The following is a 16987-nucleotide window of genomic DNA, read 5'->3' as shown; positions in this document are numbered from 1 at the left end:
TCTGCAAAGATAATTATTTACTCGAATTGTCTATTTGTCTTTCGATTTTAATTGAATGGGTATAAACTTTTCCATCACTTCCCGTAGCGACACTTCCGGAAACTCTAATCTTATCGTCCTGTGGTTGATCTTGTTTGTAGGTGGGAAAATAAAAATCTATACTTTTGGCAATCCGATTCAAAATCGCGTGATCATTTTCATTATTGGAGTTTACATTCAATTTAAGACTTCGCAAATTGGCCAAGCCTGTTTTTTTGACTTCAACTTCATAGGAGAAATTGAGTTGAGTTACAACTTCGAATCCGCTTTTATTGATTCTATCGGTAAATCGTTTAGCAAGGAACGCATAGAAGTTTGAAAAGTCATCAAAGCTACAGGATTTGCTGTTTAATAGTTCGGCTCGGATGAAGTAATCGTAGGGTAAAACACTTAATGCCTGAAAATCTTCGCTAGGAAGTTCCCCATCATCATCGTAAGTAGCAACGATTTTTCCATCAACAAAGCGTTGTGTCATTGCGTAAATTGGCTGCTGTCCCACATTGTAAAAGTAAGTGTTCCAATTTCCTTGTGGTCTACCGCCTTTTACTTTTCCTTTACGCATGTAAAAATCATAGCCAAATTCGGTAAATCCTTCGAATGGAATAGCGAATTCATAATTTCCCTCACCGTTGATAACTTCTTGTTTTCCCCGGTTATCCCAATAATCTTTAATGAAATAACCATAATCTCCATAGTTAACGGTTAATAGCGGTTTACCATCGGGGTAATAATATTTCCAATCGCCAACGGGATAATTATCTTTAAAATTGATCTCCCATTTCAAAACGCCATTTGGATGAAAAGCTTGAAAAAGGCCTTCTTTTTTTCCGTCCTTATAATTGCCAACCAGCATACGGCTGCCATTGGGAGCAAAGTCACGAAATTCCCCATCAAAAATCTGTTTTGTGAAATCAAATTTGCTAACACGTTCAATTGATTTGAATTCGCAGTCTTTTGCTGCCAGATAATAATACTTATCAAAATAGAAACGAATCAACCCCTGATCTAGTTTTTCGTAAAATACAGGTTTATCTTCTTGTGCTTGAATAGTCGTAAAGCAGTAGGAGGATAAAAACAATAATAGATAAATGATTTTTTTAGTCATAACAGAAATTAATGTGCCTCAAGCCAATTTTTACCTTCTCCGATTTCTACAACCAAGGGAACTGTGGTTTTTATGGCATTTGTCATTTTATCCAGAATAATGGTTTTGAATGCCTCGATTTCTTGTTTCGGAACATCAAACACGAGCTCATCGTGAACTTGCATAATCATCTTGCCATGGAGTTGCTGTTGTTCGATCTCTTTTTGTATTGCAATCATGGCAATCTTAATCAAATCTGCTGCGGATCCTTGAATTGGTGCATTGATCGCATTTCGTTCAGCAAATCCACGCACCGTCATGTTTGCGGAATTTATATCTCTTAAATAACGTCTGCGTTTTAAAATTGTTTCAACGTAGCCCTTCTCCTTGGCAGATTCAACGGCGTCGCTCATATACTTCTTTATACCAGTATACTGGTTAAAGTATTCATTGATGATGTCAGCAGCTTCTTTACGAGAGATACCTAGATTTTGGGACAATCCAAATGCGGATTGTCCATAAATAATACCAAAGTTTACGGCTTTTGCATTGCGTCGCTGTTCGGATGTCACGTCCTCAAAAGCCAAATTATAAACTTTTGCAGCAGTGGCGCGATGAATATCATGCCCCTGATTAAAGGCTTCAAGCATATTTTGGTCTTTGCTCAACTCTGCGATCAAGCGTAATTCGATCTGTGAATAATCGGCGGATAAGATCACATGATCTTCCGAACGCGGTATAAATGCTTTCCTCACTTCCCGGCCTCTTTCCGTACGGATCGGAATATTTTGTAGATTGGGATTTGTGGAGCTCAAACGTCCAGTTGCGGCGACAGCTTGATTGTAGGATGTATGGATCAGACCGGTTTCTGGATTAATCAATTCAGGCAATGAATCGACATAAGTAGATTTCAGTTTCTGTAATTGCCTAAAATTTAAAATATCCTGAACAATATCTGATTTGTGCGCCAGGGCCAATAAAACATCTTCACCAGTTTTATACTGTCCTGTTTTTGTTTTCTTTGCTTTCGGATCCAGTTGTAATTTGTCGAATAGGACTTCGCCTAACTGTTTTGGCGAGGCAATATTAAAGTTCATTCCCGCTTTTTCAAATATAGCATGCTCTAGATTCTTGATGTCCTGTTCCAACGTTTTCGAAAATTCGGCGAGAGCAGTGACATCCACTTTTACGCCATTGCGTTCTATTTCGGCGAGCACGTATACAAGTGGGAATTCCACATCCTGAGCCAATTTTAAGGTCTCCGTTTCAACCAAAAGGGGATGAAAAATATTTTTGAGCTGCAAGGTAATGTCTGCATCTTCTGCTGCATATTCTTTGATTTTTTCGAAATCAACATCCCGCATATTTCCTTGTTTTTTCCCCTTTTCTCCGATGAGCTCGGTTATGGACACCGGCGTGTAATTCAGATAGTTCTCTGCAAGTACATCCATGCCATGACGTGTATCAGGATCGATGAGATAATGCGCTAACATGGTATCGAATAAGGTTCCCTGTACCTTAACACCATATCTTGCCAAAAGGAGAATATCGTACTTGATATTTTGACCTATCTTTTCAATTGCTGGATTTTCTAATACAGGTTTAAAGATATTGACGATGCGTTGTGCTTCTTCCCGATTTGCAGGTGTTGGAATATAATATGCTTTTCCTGTTTCAAACGAAAAAGAGAGTCCAACGATATCGGCAAGATTAGCATCTAATCCAGTTGTTTCAGTATCGAAGCAAAAGCTTTGTTTGGTGGCAAGCTCTTGCGCAAGCCTTTCCTGTTCGTCTGTCGTTTCTATTAGTTTGTAGTCGTGTGTTGTATTATGGATATTATTCACTGGGGCATTGTCGCTCGAAATCTCGATTGTAATATCCGTTGTTGTAATCGTAGTTTGTGCCGCGAATAAATCCATTTGTCCGCCTGCAGGCGCGTTCTTTTCAAGAATGGAGAAGTCCTCTCCAAAAACTCTTTTCCCTAATGTCCTAAATTCCAATTCGGCAAACAGCGGTTCGAGAACGTCTTTATTCGGTTGCTCCAGCTCAAGTGCTTTTTCATCTAGCTCAATCGGTACGTCCAATAGAATTGTTGCTAACTTTTTTGAGATCAGTCCCTGTTCGGCGAAATTTTCAACATTTTCACGCATTTTCCCTTTGAGTTGAGCTGCATTGGCAATAATTCCTTCAACTGACCCAAATTCCTGAACGAGTTTCTTCGCCGTCTTTTCTCCAATGCCTGGAATTCCCGGGATATTATCTACAGCATCACCCCATAATCCCAAAATATCAATGACTTGGCACACATCTTTCACTTCCCATTTTTCGAGAATTTCCTGGACACCTTGTACTTCTGCGCCATTGCCCATACGAGCGGGTTTGTAGATGAAAATATTTTCGGAGACAAGCTGTCCAAAATCTTTATCCGGTGTCATACAGTAGACCTGGAAGTTTTCCTGTTCTGCTTTTTTTGCCAAGGTGCCAATGATATCATCCGCCTCATAGCCATCCATGGTGATAATCGGGATATTGAATCCTTCAATCAGGCGATAGATATAGGGAATGGAGGCCGAGAGATCTTCGGGCATTTTTTCACGATGGGCCTTATAGGCTTCAAATTCAATATGGCGTGCCGTAGGGGCCGCCGTGTCGAACACTACTGCTATATGAGAAGGTTGCTGATTTTTCAATACCTCCAATAATGTATTGGTAAATCCCATGATCGCCCCGGTATTCAACCCTGTAGAGGTGATGCGTGGGGTCTTGCTCAATGCAAAATATGCTCTATATATCAGAGCCATTCCATCTAAAAGAAATAGTTTTTTCACAAAATTGAATTTTAGTCTTCTTACAAAGGTAAGAAATTCATCAAACGGTAAGTTTAATAAATTTTTCCGATTTTTGCGCTATGACACATTTAATGCAACAGGTTCTATGAGAGGATTGGTAACAAAGTCCACAGGTAGTTGGTATCAGGTTTTGGGCGAAGATGGCGAAAGATATGATTGCCGGATTAAGGGGAAATTTCGTACCAAAGGAATTAAAACGACCAACCCAGTAGCTGTGGGCGATTGGGTGCATTTTGATCTTGAACCGGATCTCGAAAGTGCTGTCATTCGGGAGCTTGAACCCCGCCGCAACTATATTATCCGAAAATCAGTGAATCTTTCCAAGCAAACCCAGATTATAGGTGCGAACTTAGATCAGGCTTTTTTAGTGGTTACTTTGGCTTCTCCACCAACATCTTTGGGTTTTATTGACCGTTTTTTGGTGACTACAGAAGCTTACGGAATACCTGCAGTACTTATTTTTAATAAGCTCGATCTTTTCAGTGATGAAGGTTTGGAAATATTGGCAGACTATAAAGCCATTTATGAGCGGATAGGCTATCCATGTTATGAAGTGTCAGCCTTGACAGGAAAAAATATTGATGTTGTAAAGGAGCTTCTTCAGGATAAAATTACGTTGGTGTCAGGTCATTCAGGAGTCGGTAAATCTACTTTGATTAATGCTATTGTGCCTGAATATGGTTTGAAGACAGGTGAAATTTCGGATTGGTCAGATAAGGGGAAGCACACCACAACATTTGCGGAGATGTTTGATTTACCTTTTGGAGGTAAACTAATTGATACACCAGGTATTCGCGAGTTGGGGATCGTGGATATTGAAAAGCAAGAACTTTCCCATTTTTTTCCTGAGATGCGTGCGTTGATGAACCAATGCCGGTTTAATAACTGTCGGCATATTAATGAGCCCGGCTGCGTGATTATGGAAGCCGTTGAGGAGGGGGAAATTGAATCTTCCCGTTATGATAGTTATCTCAGTATGTATCATAATGAAGACAGCAGAGCTTAAATACAGAAAGGCTTCCATGAGTGGAAGCCTTTCTGTATTTAAGCGCTAATAGCGTCTTTTATTGAATAGCTTGAGTCAGATTTATGTAGTCCCTTAAATAGGTGCATTCCTTTGAAGCTGTATTGAAAAACGGTGTATCCTTATATTGTGTATTTAATTCCTTAAAGTACTTATTTTGCAGCGAAAAACGGTAGAATGGGTTTTTCAAGGGGGAATCATAATATTGCCAGCGTGTATCATCCGTATAAACAAAATCCTTCTGTTCACATTTTGCGAGCATGAATGTGCATTTGGCTTTAAATTCTTTGTCTGAACTCAATGAGCGGGCCTTGCCATACCACTCTTTTGCTGATTTTGTCTGCAAATAGTTACGTTTCCAATGGACAGTTGTGGCTGCGTGACTGTCCGAAGAGGCCCAGTCGTAGGAAACCAATGACCACGCGTTTCCATAGGTACTGGTCTGATAAATTCCTGTAGCCATCTGAAAGTAATAATCCGCCTTTTTCTGATTATTTTTCTCGTTTTTTATCGCGTTTTCCAAACGGGCCATGCGCTCGGCATATTTTAGTTTGGTCGTATTCTCTTTTCCGTATTTTTTAGGATAGTCATTGATGGTAACAATGAATGGATTTGGTATAATGTCATCTTCATTTTCACTGTACCAATTCTTTATTTCTTTTATTTTATGGTTTTTTGGCAGTGCTTGCAGTGTTATCGCTGCTTTTTGGAAATCCAGCTCCCGCAAGTATGCAGTACCCAATAGTTCTGTCAGATAATCTCTATTAAAATGCTTGATATCTTCCAGTAAAAAACGGGATAATGTGTTTTGCTGATTGTTGTCGGATAGTAGAGCTCTTATTTTTAATAATGTTTTAGGTGTGAGACTATTTTCCCAAAAATGCATGGTAGACCATTGCATATTGTCTTCAAGTGAATCTTTTGCGACGCCATAATTATAGAAGATATCTGCTTTTACAGCGGCTAAACTTGCCATAGCTGTATCCTGAGTGCTGAGGTAGTGTTTGACGACAAGATTCTGGAGAATATTTCTGGCAATTAAACTGTAATTGCTGTACTCAAAAGCACTATAGCTCCATTCTTTTTTGTTGCTTGAGTTTTTGCCGTCCTGTTGAGCCTTCTCCTCCAGCCACGCTAATGTCTTGACCAGCTTTGGTTGATCAATCTGTTTGCTGGTTTGCCAATCGGCTAACTGCGTAAGTAACATCGTTATCTGATATTGATCTGCTAGCTTGGGGTTCAGGTCACTTTCCTTGACCAGGGCAATGTATTTTTTAGCCAGATCATTTTCTTTATTCATCCAACTTAAATAGGCCGCAGTAATCAAGCCGAGTTGCGGTTGGACGTATTTTTTATCCTTATAAAGGTTTAAGGCAAAATCGCGAAGGGAATCCAAGTGTTGTTTAACTGTGTTTTTATCCTCGTTACGGGAATAATAATTATAATTTTCGCCATAGCCGATATAAAAAGACTCATTCATATCGCCTTCTATTTTATTGACTTCTCTTCCTAGCAAAACAGCATTTACTGTATTGGCTGGGTCCAGTTTGTAACAGGCGTTTAGATATTTCATGGTGCGATCTCCTGTGCCGAATCCAATGATGGCGTTAATGTTAAAATTATCAGCAGCATTTGTTGCATATTGAAAAATTTCGGTATCAGAGGCCGTGATATAATGGAAATTTGAGTAGGCCAAAACACGTCTTTCGGGGCTTGCGGTGAATAATTTGGAGAAAAGATATGCTGCTTTGGCTCCATCTCCATTTTTACGGACGGCACCGGCATAGTTGGAAAGTGCCCAATTTAGAATTGCATCATTCCCTTTAATGGGCTGTAAATATTTTTCGTAGACTGCGATACTTTTAGCATACTCCTGACCAAATAGATATAGGCGAGCGGCCTGATAAGCGTAACGCACAAAGAGGAAGCTGTTTTTTTTATGTTTGTTGATCTGCGTCTCGGCGAGTTCAGCATAATGTACAATCTCTTTAAAATTCCGCGTGTCGGGATCCCAATAATTGTGCTGAACATTTGTAATGGGCTCTTGTTTTTTTGTAAAAACAAAATAAGCTCGCTCAGGTTCGTGTTTGCCGTCAATTAAGGTTTGTACAAATGTATTTCCTCTGATGGAGTCAGGAAGATTACTCCAAGAAGATTTTTTTTGATTACTAACCAACTCAGCTGTTGCCGAGTCGCTCCGGTACATGAATTGTTCGATATCTTTTGCATTTACTGCGGAGCCCAAATGTTTTGCCCATGCTTCGCTATTAACGAGACTTTCTTGAATCGGAGCTTCTTCCGTATAGAGAAACTGGTAGGGAATGTATTGAAATGCAGAAAACCCGTTATCTTCAAGATTCGGAAGATAATAGGTCGTTTGGTTGTCATAGGGATCCACCTCGGGACCACAAGCAATATTTGTCGCGATTTCTCCGAAGAAAAATGCAAGTGTGCTGCTAAAAAGCACCAATAATTTCCTGTAATTCGGCATTGCCATGATTTGCTAATGTAGCTTGATCTAAGTGATAAAAAATAATCTGATGTTTTTTTCCTTTCAATTCCCCTCTCAAAAATTTTGCCGTTTGTAGAAGATCGTTTTGTGTCACTTTCTCAAAACGTACGATATCTCCTTTTTTGAGGTTTGCTTTGGGGAGGTCAACCTTTAAAATATATAAGCTGCTGTTCGGATTAGGGGTAAATAAAGCCTTATTATTGATATCCTGCTCGCTGATATATTTTGAAATGCCGATATAACTATTGTTTCTAAAAACCACAAACCATTGAAATAGGGGAAGTGCAATGTCCATTTCCAATGGATAATTACGGAGTGTCCCACTTAAATAAGTGTTTAGATCCTGTTGGTTTAGAATAGAATTTTGGTTTCCAAACTGACGTAAGTTGCCCATGTTGTAGCACATTAAGGTCACTTTCTTTACTGGTGGAATTCCACTTGTTACGGTATTCTTCACTTGATGTAGCCTTAATGTTGAGCTGACAATAACATTCTTTAAATCGGGTAATTCCTGAATGTAATTGAGCAAATAAAAGAATTTGTCCCGTGAGGTTTGTGTCCAGTCACAATCCAGTTGTAACTCGTTAAATTTTTCTTTGCCAGCCTGCTTGACTTTTGCGGTGACAAATGGAACAATCTTACTGGCCAAGGCTCTTATCTGTAGGCTGTCCATTTCTGCAAAAATGCGTTGATTGATAAATACAACAGGTATGATCGCTTGTTCTTTAGGGACTTGCCGTGAAAAGGTGATAGGAGTAATGGGGATGGCCTGAACACCCGAAGGGTCAAGGTCTATATCCATAATCCGTATATAGATAGATTGCGCTGAGACTTCTTTTAGCGCCCGTTGTTCTATCGTGTCAAGTTGAAAAACCGTTTTCCAAAAATAGAAACCTGTTTCGGGTTTTGAATTTGAACAAGAATTGAATATAAGTAGCCAAAACGGTACAAGAAATAAAAAAACGCGTGTTCGGAGCTGCATATTTGCTTTATTTAATCGTATTTGAAAACAAAAGGGGAATTGTTCTTGTTTGCTATTCAATAAATAAAGACTAAATTACAAAGAGATTGTGACTTTATGAAGCCTATTTTTAAGTGGATCATTGGAATTTTTGTGTTTATCCTTCTGGCTTTGACTGGGGGCATTATGTATTTTAGCAATAAATGGAAGCCAATGTTGGATGCTAAAATAAAACAGTTGGTTTTGCAGGCTACGGACGGTCTTTATACGGTGCACTATGATGATATCCATGTTAATTTGGCGCTGGGCAATCTAACTATTGATAACCTTCATTTAATTCCAGATAGTACAGTGTATAAGAAATTGGAGCTTATGAAAAAAGCTCCGGACAACCGTTATGCTATCATCATCAACAAGCTTAAAATTAAAAGTTTTGGCATTCGTAAAGTGTTGATGGATAAAGAGCTTTTCCTGCACGATATTACTGTAGATACACCTACAATACATGTTATAAACGAAGTGCACAGTTATAACGACACCGTAAGCCATGGGCCTAAAAAACCATTATACGAGAAGATAAAAGATAACTTAAAGAAGATTCATGTTGAAGCCATCAATCTGAATGATATTGATTTTAAATATACGCAGGTTCAAAAGGGTGTACATCAGGACTTTGAAATAAAAAAAGTTAAAGTACGGATAGATGATGTTCTTATTGATTCGACGTCGGAACAGGATAAAGAGCGTTTTTATCATACCAAAATGATCGATATCGAAGTACCAGGCTTTACCTATAAAACTCCGGATGGATTTTATAAAATTAACTTTGATAAGCTCAAGATCAATAGTAAAGAAAGAAATGTCCTTTTGACTAAAGTAGCCTATCAGCCGACATTGAACAAAGCCGCATATTATAAGAAGAAAGGGGAAGGTGGGAGTTATGTGGTTTTTAAAATGGACACACTGCAGTTGTCAGAGTTTAATTTTGGACAGCTTTCGAGAGATAAAAAAGTTTATGCTCAAAAAGCATTCTTAAAAAATGGACATCTTTCCATTTATAGTGATAAGCATTATAAGAGTCCTGCTACCCGGCAGATCGGAAATGCACCCCATATGAAATTGATGCAGATGTCGACCAGGCTGGGAATTGATTCGCTGATTTTGGATAATATTGGCATTTCCTATTCAGAGATGAGCGATAAATATAGCCAAATAGGAACCATTACTTTTGACCATACCTATGGTACAATATTGAATGTAACAAACGATTCGACAAAGTTGCTCAAACAAAAGTTGATGCGTGCTAATCTGAGTACTAATTTTATGAATTCAGGAAAGCTGCTGACCAATTTTGTGTTTGATATGACCTCGAAAGTTGGGGCTTACACGTATAAGGGTAGTCTGGGACAGATGGATTTAACGGTTGTCAATAAAATGATCCGGCCTTTGCTGAATGTTGAGGTTAAATCTGGCAATCTGAGACAGATTGTATTTGATATATGGGCTAATGATTACCGGAGTAAAGGAACCTTTAAGATGGATTATAACGACCTAAAAGTTAATATACTTTCTGAAACCGGTGACGATGGGCGCAGAGAAAAAAAGGGCTTCCTTTCATTTATGGTCAATCAGGTTTTGTTCAATCCCGGCAACCCAGATCTGTATGGTAAATACACTGTCGGGCATATCAACAAACATCGGGATCCTAATCATCCCTTTTTCAAGGCTATGTGGCAAAGCTTGCTGATGGGAATTAAACAGTGTGTTGGTTTAGGACCGGAGCGTGAAGCTAAACTGATGAATACTGCGGACCGCGTCGAGAAGGTTGTGAGCGGCGTGGAGAAAGCGAAGAAATTATTTTCCGGCATATTTAAAAAACATAAAACGGCCGAAGAGTTATTAAAAGAAGAAAAAGAAGAAGAGGCAAAAGCAGCGGCTAAAATCGAGGAAAAACGAAAAAGAGACCGGGAGAAAGCTGAAAAGGAATTGGAGAAAGAGCATCCTGGAGAGTAAGTAGATGGCGATATAAACCTGTAGATTCCGTTTCACGTGAAAATAACCTGCCCATTGAGTGGAAGATGTAGATAGATTTTTGAATAAAGGCAAATTTATCTTAGTTTGCGGTTTATAATGGTAGATTCTATATTAAGTTTTGTTCGATTTGTTTTCAAATATAAAAATGGTCTAGTAGATAAGATCATGTTTTACACCAGCATGATTTGTGCTGTGATCGTTATATTCAATGTGGGGTACGTAACAGATCCAACGTTAGGTATACTACTGGGAAAGACAATCCACTACATGTTTTTTACACTTTTTTTTATGATCGCATTACGGGAGTCGTCTTCCATTTATGCGTTAAGAAAAATTGCTGTTGAGCATTATTCAGGTCTACTGATTCTCATTTACTTTATTTTTATTTTGATAGCCCGTTTTGCGGGAATTGAATCTTTATCTGTGTTTTCACGCGAACAGTGGATTTACTTGGGCATCTATATTATTTTTATTGCTGAGCTATCCAAGAGTACCCTCTTTTTTGACAATTTTTATTTTAACCCCACCATACTTTTTGTTATTAGTTTTCTAGTCCTTATCCTCATAGGGACGGTCTTGCTGATGTTGCCTCGAACAACAACAGAGGCTCCACTCAGTTTTGTTGACGCATTGTTTATGGCGACCAGTGCAGTCTGTATAACGGGCTTGTCTGTAGCCGATATTTCGACCAACTTTAGTATGTTTGGCCAGACGGTTATTATCGTATTGATACAGGTTGGTGGATTGGGAATTATGACCTTTACCGGATTCTTTGGCTATTTTTTTTCTGGTGGATTTTCATTCAAAAACCAATTGATGTTTGGAGAAATATTGGGTGAAAATAAGGTGGCCTCGGTAATCAAAACGTTGCTGACCATGATATTTATTACGTTATTGTTTGAGTTTCTTGGTGCCGTATTGATTTTTAGTACTTTGGAGAGGGGTAATTTCCCTAATATGGGGAGTATGGTTTTCTTTTCGATCTTTCACTCCATTTCTTCATTTTGTAATGCCGGATTCTCCATTTTATCAGGGGGAATTACCAACGAAGCCTATAAATTCAACTATTCCTTTCAGCTGGCGCTGTCTTCGTTGTTTATTCTTGGTGGGCTCGGTTTCGGTATTGTGCTGAACTTCTATACCTATATAAAAGAGTTTATACTGCTTTGGTATCATCGCTTGGTTACAAAGAAAAACTATAAGCATAAAGCGTGGAGCTTTAGTTTTAATTCCAAATTGGTGTTGCTCTGCAATGTGATTATAATTGTTGCAGCTACGCTATTTTTTTATTTTTTGGAACGGAAGAATACACTTTCTTTGGAAAAAGGTATTAATGGCGAGTGGGCCACATCATTTTTTATGGCCAATGCCGCACGCTCAGCGGGTTACAATAGCATTGACCTGAGTTTTGTTGGAGCTCCGACTATTTTCCTGATTATGGTATTGATGTGGGTGGGGGCATCTCCGGGATCTACTGGTGGCGGTGTCAAAGTAACAACGGTGGCGCTTACTTTTATGAATATCATTTCCTTGGCGAAGGGAAAGGAATACATTGAAATTTTTAAACGGAGAATAGCGAGTGAATCCGTTAATAAAGCTTTTGCGATAATCCTATTGTCATTCTTTGTGGTTGGGCTAAGTTTTTTCCTTCTTATTTTTACTGATCCAGACAAAAGTATGAAGGATTTACTTTTTGAATCTTTATCGGCATATACGACCTGTGGGTTGAGTCTAGGCGTAACTCCTTCCTTAAGCATGGGTGGGAAATTGATCATTGTCGTAACCATGCTGGTCGGCCGTGTAGGCATGTTAACTTTGTTGGTTGCATTTATCAAAAATACAACCCGAAAGAATATGATATTCCCGGAGGAAAAGATCCTTTTTTAATTGTATTTCTTATGCATGTATAAGAATACGAGATCATTAAGCAGGGATTGTTAACAAAAGGATTAAACTTGCAAATACAATAAATTTATCTTAGTTTGAGTTATGAAGTATATTGTTTTAGGATTAGGGCACTTCGGACGTTCGTTAGGTGTTCATCTTACTGAACTCGGTCATGAAGTGATCGGTGCGGATCGAAATCTCAGTATTGTGGAACAGCTCAAAGATAAGATCACGCATACGGTGTGTTTGGATACGACAGACCGGGAAGCGGTATCTTCGCTACCATTAAAAGATGCACATGCGGTTATTGTTGCCATCGGAGAAGATGAGGGGGCCTCACTTATGACGGTTGCGCTCTTAAAACAATTGAAAGTAAAACGTATTATTGGCCGTATTGTATCTGATTTGCAGAAGACCGTGTTGGAAGCCATGGAGATCAATGAATATATCATGCCGGAAGAGGAGGCGGCTGAGCGTCTCGCGATGCGGTTGGATAATATTGATATCGTTGATTCCTTTAAGGTTTCAGATCGGTACTCTATTGTAGAAACAAAGGTTCCGCAACGGTACGTTGGTATGACGCTACGCGAAGCTAATTTGACGAACCTTTATAAAATTATTGTTTTGACGACAGTAAAAATTACGGAAACAAAAACAGACGGAATCACCAAGGAACAAAAAGAAGCCTCCGGTATCGCCGCCTCTGAAACCGTTATGGCGGAGGGAGATATCTTAGTTGTTTTTGGGGAATTGTCCAATATCAATAAGTTAATTCAAAAAGGAGAATAAATTATGTTATTAACAACAACAAGTGTTATTGAGGGGCACCAGATCGATCGTTATCTAGGAATTGTTTCTTCAGAGGTTGTTTTGGGGGCGAATGCCATTAAAGATATGATGGCTGGCTTTAGAGATTTTTTTGGAGGTAGATCCAATTCGTATGAGCGGGCTTTTCAGGAAACCCGGGAGGCCGCCCTGCGGGAGCTAGAAGACCGAGCGAAGGCTTTGGGAGCAGATGCTGTCGTTGGTGTAAGATTGGATTTCCAGACCGTTGGAACCGGGGGAATGATGATGGTAGGAGCAACAGGAACTGCCGTAAAAATGAAATAACCCAAAGGCCCTATATATTTTGGGCCTTTATTTTGGGTAAGAATGTGCAGGATCTGGGCAAAGGCTATATCCGAAGTATTCGTGATTCGGAGCCGTATCCTAGAGCTTGAAATTTGTATGATCTTCCCTCTCGCGATCCAGAAGTGGTATCTTGAAATAGATTGGATATAATTATAATTGTATATAAAAACAAATTTATCTAAGTTTGGCTTTTAAGACTTTTAAACAACCTAATAGGATAAATGAAAAATTGGTTTAAGGTAAATTCGGCACATTTAATCGTTATCGCGTTATTTATTGTGCTCGTATTTTTTTATTTCACGCCTGTTTGGCAGGGAAAGACCCTCGCGCAGTCGGATGTGGTACAAGCACAAGCTGGACAAAAGGAATTATTTGACTATAAAGCTAAAGATGGAAAAGCTCCTATGTGGACGAATTCCATGTTTGGAGGAATGCCGACTTATCAGATCTGGCAGGCAAATGAAAATAACATTGGTACCTATGTGCTGAAAGCTGTCAAATTTGTTTTTCCGAGCCCGATGGATACGGTGCTGTTTTATCTTTTGGGCGCCTATTTTCTTTTTAGCGTATTACGCATCAAACCCTGGCTTGCTGCTGTGGGTGCGGTTGCGATCGCCTTTACCTCATATAACTTTATTTATATAGAAGCAGGACATATTACCAGGGCAAATGCGATCGCCTTTATACCACCTGTTATTGCTGCGGTGATTATGTGTTATCGGGGGAGCAGGTTGTGGGGGCCGGTGCTACTGGCGTTATTCCTTTCCTTGGAAATCCGTGTCAATCACTTACAGACGACCTATTACTTGTTAATGGCGTTGATGGTATACGTTATTTTTACCTTGGTCGATGCAATCAAACAAAAACAACTAAAGGAGTTTTTTGTCGCGTCGGGCAGACAGGTGATTGCAGTTATCATTGCTTTGATGGTAAACGCCTCCATTTTATTGCCTACCTGGGAGTACAGTAAACTGAGTACCCGTGGGCATGCTAATATCACGAAAGTGGATAATAATAGTACGAAGGAGAAAGGGCTAGATAAGGAATATGCTTATGAATGGAGCCAAGGTGTTGGCGAGACCATGACCTTCATGATCCCCAATGCCTACGGTGGGGCCAGTGGCGGGCAGTTAGGCGAAAAATCGCATGTTGCCAAATTCTTTATGGAAAAAGGAGGAGTGTCTGAAATTCAGGCTGGACAGATGGCACAAGGAATGCCAACCTATTGGGGGGACAAGCGTTTTACCTCGGGCCCTTGGTATTTTGGAGCCGGTGTTTTCTTCTTGTTTATATTAGGACTTGTCATTGTTAAAAATCGTTTCAAATGGTGGATATTAACGACCACAATATTAGCATTGCTTTTGTCATTTGGTAAGAATTTTACATTGGTCTCGGATTTATTCTTTGATTATTTCCCGATGTACAATAAGTTTAGAGCTGTGGAATCTATTTTGGTTCTTGTTTCCATCACGGTACCACTAATGGCTATTCTGACGGTGAATGAATTGTTGACACGGGCGAAAGAAATTCCAAATTTAGATAAGAAGGTGCTGTATACTTTTGCAGGTGTGGGCGGCGTCTGTCTATTAATCGGTGTAATGCCGGATCTGTTCTTAAACTTCAGAAATGCAGGTCATAATAACTTAATAGAGTCATTCACCCAACAGATTGGTGACAAGTCTTTTGCGACGGAGCTTGCCAATCAATTGGTACTGGATCGTAAGGATATCGCAAGTAAAGATGCTTACCGCTCGTTTGTGATTATTTTACTCACATTTGGATTGGTTTGGTTTTACCTTAAGAAAAAGCTTAATGAAGGTGTTTTATTGGGTACTTTGTTAGTCTTATTCTTATTCGATCTGTGGAGCGTAGATAAACGCTTTTTGAATGATAAGTCCTTTATGGAGAAAGGAGCAACTACGCAGCAAGTGTTCCAACAGCGGGAGGTCGATCAATTGATCTTGATGGATAAAGATCTTAGTTATCGTGTCCTGGACTTGACAACAGATCCATTTTCTGATGCCCGTCCCTCCTATTACCATAAGTCATTAGGGGGATATCATGCCGCTAAATTAATGCGTTTTCAGGAAATCTTGGAGAACCAATTCAATGGAGCGCTCAATGAAGATGTGCTGGATATGTTCAATGTACGTTATTTGATCACTACAGATCCTCAAAATCAATCACAGCGTATTGTACGACGGAGCACAGCAGCGGGCAATGCTTGGTTTGTGGACAAAGTAACCTTTGTAAAAGGAAATGCAGAAGAGATGCAAGCGATTAGTTCTTTTGATCCGCGCAAAGAAGCGTTTGTGAACCAACAGTATCAGAATGAAATCAAAGCGAAAACCTCGAGTGCAGCAACAACTGGAGAAATTAAATTGACTTCTTATCATCCGGATAAAATGCAGTATGAATATACAGCTGCCAATGATGCTTTTGCTGTATTCTCGGAGGTATTTTATGATAAGGGTTGGAAGGCTTATGTGGATGGAAAAGAGACAACAATTATCCGTGCGGATTATTTGTTAAGAGCGCTACAGTTGCCAGCAGGTACACATAAGATTGAATTTGTCTTTGACCCAGAATCACACAAAATGGGTAATCTATTGACTTTAATATCGTCGATTATGCTTGGATTGGGAATTATCGCGGCAATATATTTCTCATTTAGGAATACAAAAAAAGAAACAGCTGTCTAATCGGCTGTTTCTTTTTTAAGGTTGAAGCTTTAGAATAATTTGAGCTGTGGGTCGGTTATTCTAAAGCTTTTTCTATGATGTGGTGTTGAACCATATTCGAGCACTGCGCTCCGATGCCTTACCGTCGGATAGCCTTTGTTGTTGAGCCAATCGTAGGCAGGATAATCTGAAGCAATATTGTCCATATATTCGTCACGGTAGGTTTTTGCCAAAATGGAAGCTGCTGCAATAGATAGATATTTTCCGTCTCCTTTGATAATGCAGGAATGGGGAATCGCCTGATAAGGAATAAATCTGTTTCCATCCACAATAATATATTCCGCTTTGATTCGTAGCATATCCAGCGCTTTGTGCATGGCAAGATAACTGGCATTGTGAATATTGATGCGGTCAATTTCTTCCGCTGAGACACTAGCTACAGCATAGGCAAGTGCTTCTCGTTCAATAATTGGACGTAATGCCATCCGTTTTTTTTCGCTTAATTTTTTCGAATCATTGAGCAGCTCATGATGATAATCAACAGGGAAAATTACCGCTGCGGCAAAGACTGGTCCTGCCAAACAACCTCTGCCAGCCTCGTCACATCCAGCTTCGACTTGTTTATCTTGATAATAGGATAGTAGCATCTTAATTGTTCTGTAAATGAACGAAAATACAAATAAAATTAGAGTTATGCATTGTAACTTCTGTGTGAATAATGGGCTTTTACATTAATTAACATTAATATTATCTTCTTTTGTGAAGATTTAGGATGCGCTCTAGTG

11 protein-coding genes are annotated in these 16987 nt (G+C 39.4%); 6 read left to right on the top strand and 5 right to left on the bottom strand.

Features of this window, described 5'->3' with window-relative positions:
* Window positions 1-13: 13 nt before the first annotated feature.
* Both ABDW32_RS11840 and polA read right to left on the bottom strand, forming a co-directional pair.
* The gene (locus ABDW32_RS11840) at window positions 14-1144 is read right to left on the bottom strand and encodes a hypothetical protein (protein WP_343562611.1); all 1131 of its coding nucleotides are present in this window, start codon (window positions 1142-1144) and stop codon (window positions 14-16) included.
* An 8-nt stretch (window positions 1145-1152) separates the two neighbouring features.
* The gene (gene polA, locus ABDW32_RS11835; RefSeq protein WP_343562609.1) at window positions 1153-3951 is read right to left on the bottom strand and encodes a DNA polymerase I; all 2799 of its coding nucleotides are present in this window, start codon (window positions 3949-3951) and stop codon (window positions 1153-1155) included.
* A 106-nt stretch (window positions 3952-4057) separates the two neighbouring features.
* Here polA and rsgA point away from each other — a divergent pair, with 106 nt between their 5' ends.
* Entirely contained in the window at window positions 4058-4978 is a 921-nt protein-coding gene (gene rsgA / locus ABDW32_RS11830) for a ribosome small subunit-dependent GTPase A (protein WP_343562607.1), read from the top strand.
* Window positions 4979-5036: 58 nt separating this feature from the next.
* On the opposite strand, the gene ABDW32_RS11825 is transcribed toward rsgA, so the two are convergent.
* Together ABDW32_RS11825 and ABDW32_RS11820 are read right to left on the bottom strand one after the other, a co-directional pair.
* Window positions 5037-7493, bottom strand: coding sequence for a hypothetical protein (locus ABDW32_RS11825; protein ID WP_343562606.1), 2457 nt, complete (start codon window positions 7491-7493; stop codon window positions 5037-5039).
* Window positions 7453-8490 carry a hypothetical protein gene (locus ABDW32_RS11820; RefSeq protein ID WP_343562604.1) on the bottom strand — a complete coding sequence of 346 codons (1038 nt, stop codon included), beginning with the start codon at window positions 8488-8490 and terminating at the stop codon, window positions 7453-7455. The genes ABDW32_RS11825 and ABDW32_RS11820 overlap by 41 nt, the downstream gene beginning before the upstream one ends.
* A gap of 96 nt (window positions 8491-8586) precedes the next feature.
* Here ABDW32_RS11820 and ABDW32_RS11815 point away from each other — a divergent pair, with 96 nt between their 5' ends.
* The 5 genes from ABDW32_RS11815 to ABDW32_RS11795 all read left to right on the top strand — a co-directional run bounded on the left by ABDW32_RS11815 (window position 8587) and on the right by ABDW32_RS11795 (window position 16223).
* A complete protein-coding gene (locus ABDW32_RS11815; RefSeq protein WP_343562602.1) occupies window positions 8587-10482 on the top strand; it encodes a hypothetical protein in 1896 nt (631 codons plus the stop codon).
* A gap of 117 nt (window positions 10483-10599) precedes the next feature.
* Window positions 10600-12390, top strand: a complete 1791-nt coding sequence (locus ABDW32_RS11810; protein ID WP_343562600.1) for a potassium transporter TrkG — start codon at window positions 10600-10602, stop codon at window positions 12388-12390.
* Between the two features lie 102 nt (window positions 12391-12492).
* Window positions 12493-13179, top strand: a complete 687-nt coding sequence (locus ABDW32_RS11805; RefSeq protein ID WP_343562598.1) for a TrkA family potassium uptake protein — start codon at window positions 12493-12495, stop codon at window positions 13177-13179.
* A gap of 3 nt (window positions 13180-13182) precedes the next feature.
* Window positions 13183-13500 carry a YbjQ family protein gene (locus tag ABDW32_RS11800; protein ID WP_077437339.1) on the top strand — a complete coding sequence of 106 codons (318 nt, stop codon included), beginning with the start codon at window positions 13183-13185 and terminating at the stop codon, window positions 13498-13500.
* A gap of 242 nt (window positions 13501-13742) precedes the next feature.
* Window positions 13743-16223: a YfhO family protein gene (locus ABDW32_RS11795; protein WP_343562596.1), complete on the top strand. Its 2481-nt coding sequence runs from the start codon at window positions 13743-13745 to the stop codon at window positions 16221-16223.
* A 29-nt stretch (window positions 16224-16252) separates the two neighbouring features.
* Here ABDW32_RS11795 and ABDW32_RS11790 read toward each other — a convergent pair whose 3' ends face one another.
* Window positions 16253-16849, bottom strand: a complete 597-nt coding sequence (locus ABDW32_RS11790; RefSeq protein WP_343562594.1) for a ribonuclease HII — start codon at window positions 16847-16849, stop codon at window positions 16253-16255.
* Window positions 16850-16987 lie beyond the last annotated feature (138 nt).

It is taken from the genome of Sphingobacterium sp. (assembly GCF_039596235.1).
GTDB lineage: Bacteria > Bacteroidota > Bacteroidia > Sphingobacteriales > Sphingobacteriaceae > Sphingobacterium.
The sequence above is the reverse complement of the archived record's forward strand: the minus strand, read 5'-3'. Positions and strand labels throughout refer to the sequence as shown.

What these genes read in the sequence shown, in the direction of transcription:
- ABDW32_RS11840 (WP_343562611.1), bottom strand. Translation starts at nt 1,144, where the DNA reads ATGACTAAAAAAATCATTTATCTATTATTGTTTTTATCCTCCTACTGC.
- rsgA (WP_343562607.1), top strand. Translation starts at nt 4,058, where the DNA reads ATGAGAGGATTGGTAACAAAGTCCACAGGTAGTTGGTATCAGGTTTTG.
- ABDW32_RS11825 (WP_343562606.1), bottom strand. Translation starts at nt 7,493, where the DNA reads ATGGCAATGCCGAATTACAGGAAATTATTGGTGCTTTTTAGCAGCACA.
- ABDW32_RS11820 (WP_343562604.1), bottom strand. Translation starts at nt 8,490, where the DNA reads ATGCAGCTCCGAACACGCGTTTTTTTATTTCTTGTACCGTTTTGGCTA.
- ABDW32_RS11815 (WP_343562602.1), top strand. Translation starts at nt 8,587, where the DNA reads ATGAAGCCTATTTTTAAGTGGATCATTGGAATTTTTGTGTTTATCCTT.
- ABDW32_RS11810 (WP_343562600.1), top strand. Translation starts at nt 10,600, where the DNA reads ATGGTAGATTCTATATTAAGTTTTGTTCGATTTGTTTTCAAATATAAA.
- ABDW32_RS11805 (WP_343562598.1), top strand. Translation starts at nt 12,493, where the DNA reads ATGAAGTATATTGTTTTAGGATTAGGGCACTTCGGACGTTCGTTAGGT.
- ABDW32_RS11800 (WP_077437339.1), top strand. Translation starts at nt 13,183, where the DNA reads ATGTTATTAACAACAACAAGTGTTATTGAGGGGCACCAGATCGATCGT.
- ABDW32_RS11795 (WP_343562596.1), top strand. Translation starts at nt 13,743, where the DNA reads ATGAAAAATTGGTTTAAGGTAAATTCGGCACATTTAATCGTTATCGCG.
- ABDW32_RS11790 (WP_343562594.1), bottom strand. Translation starts at nt 16,849, where the DNA reads ATGCTACTATCCTATTATCAAGATAAACAAGTCGAAGCTGGATGTGAC.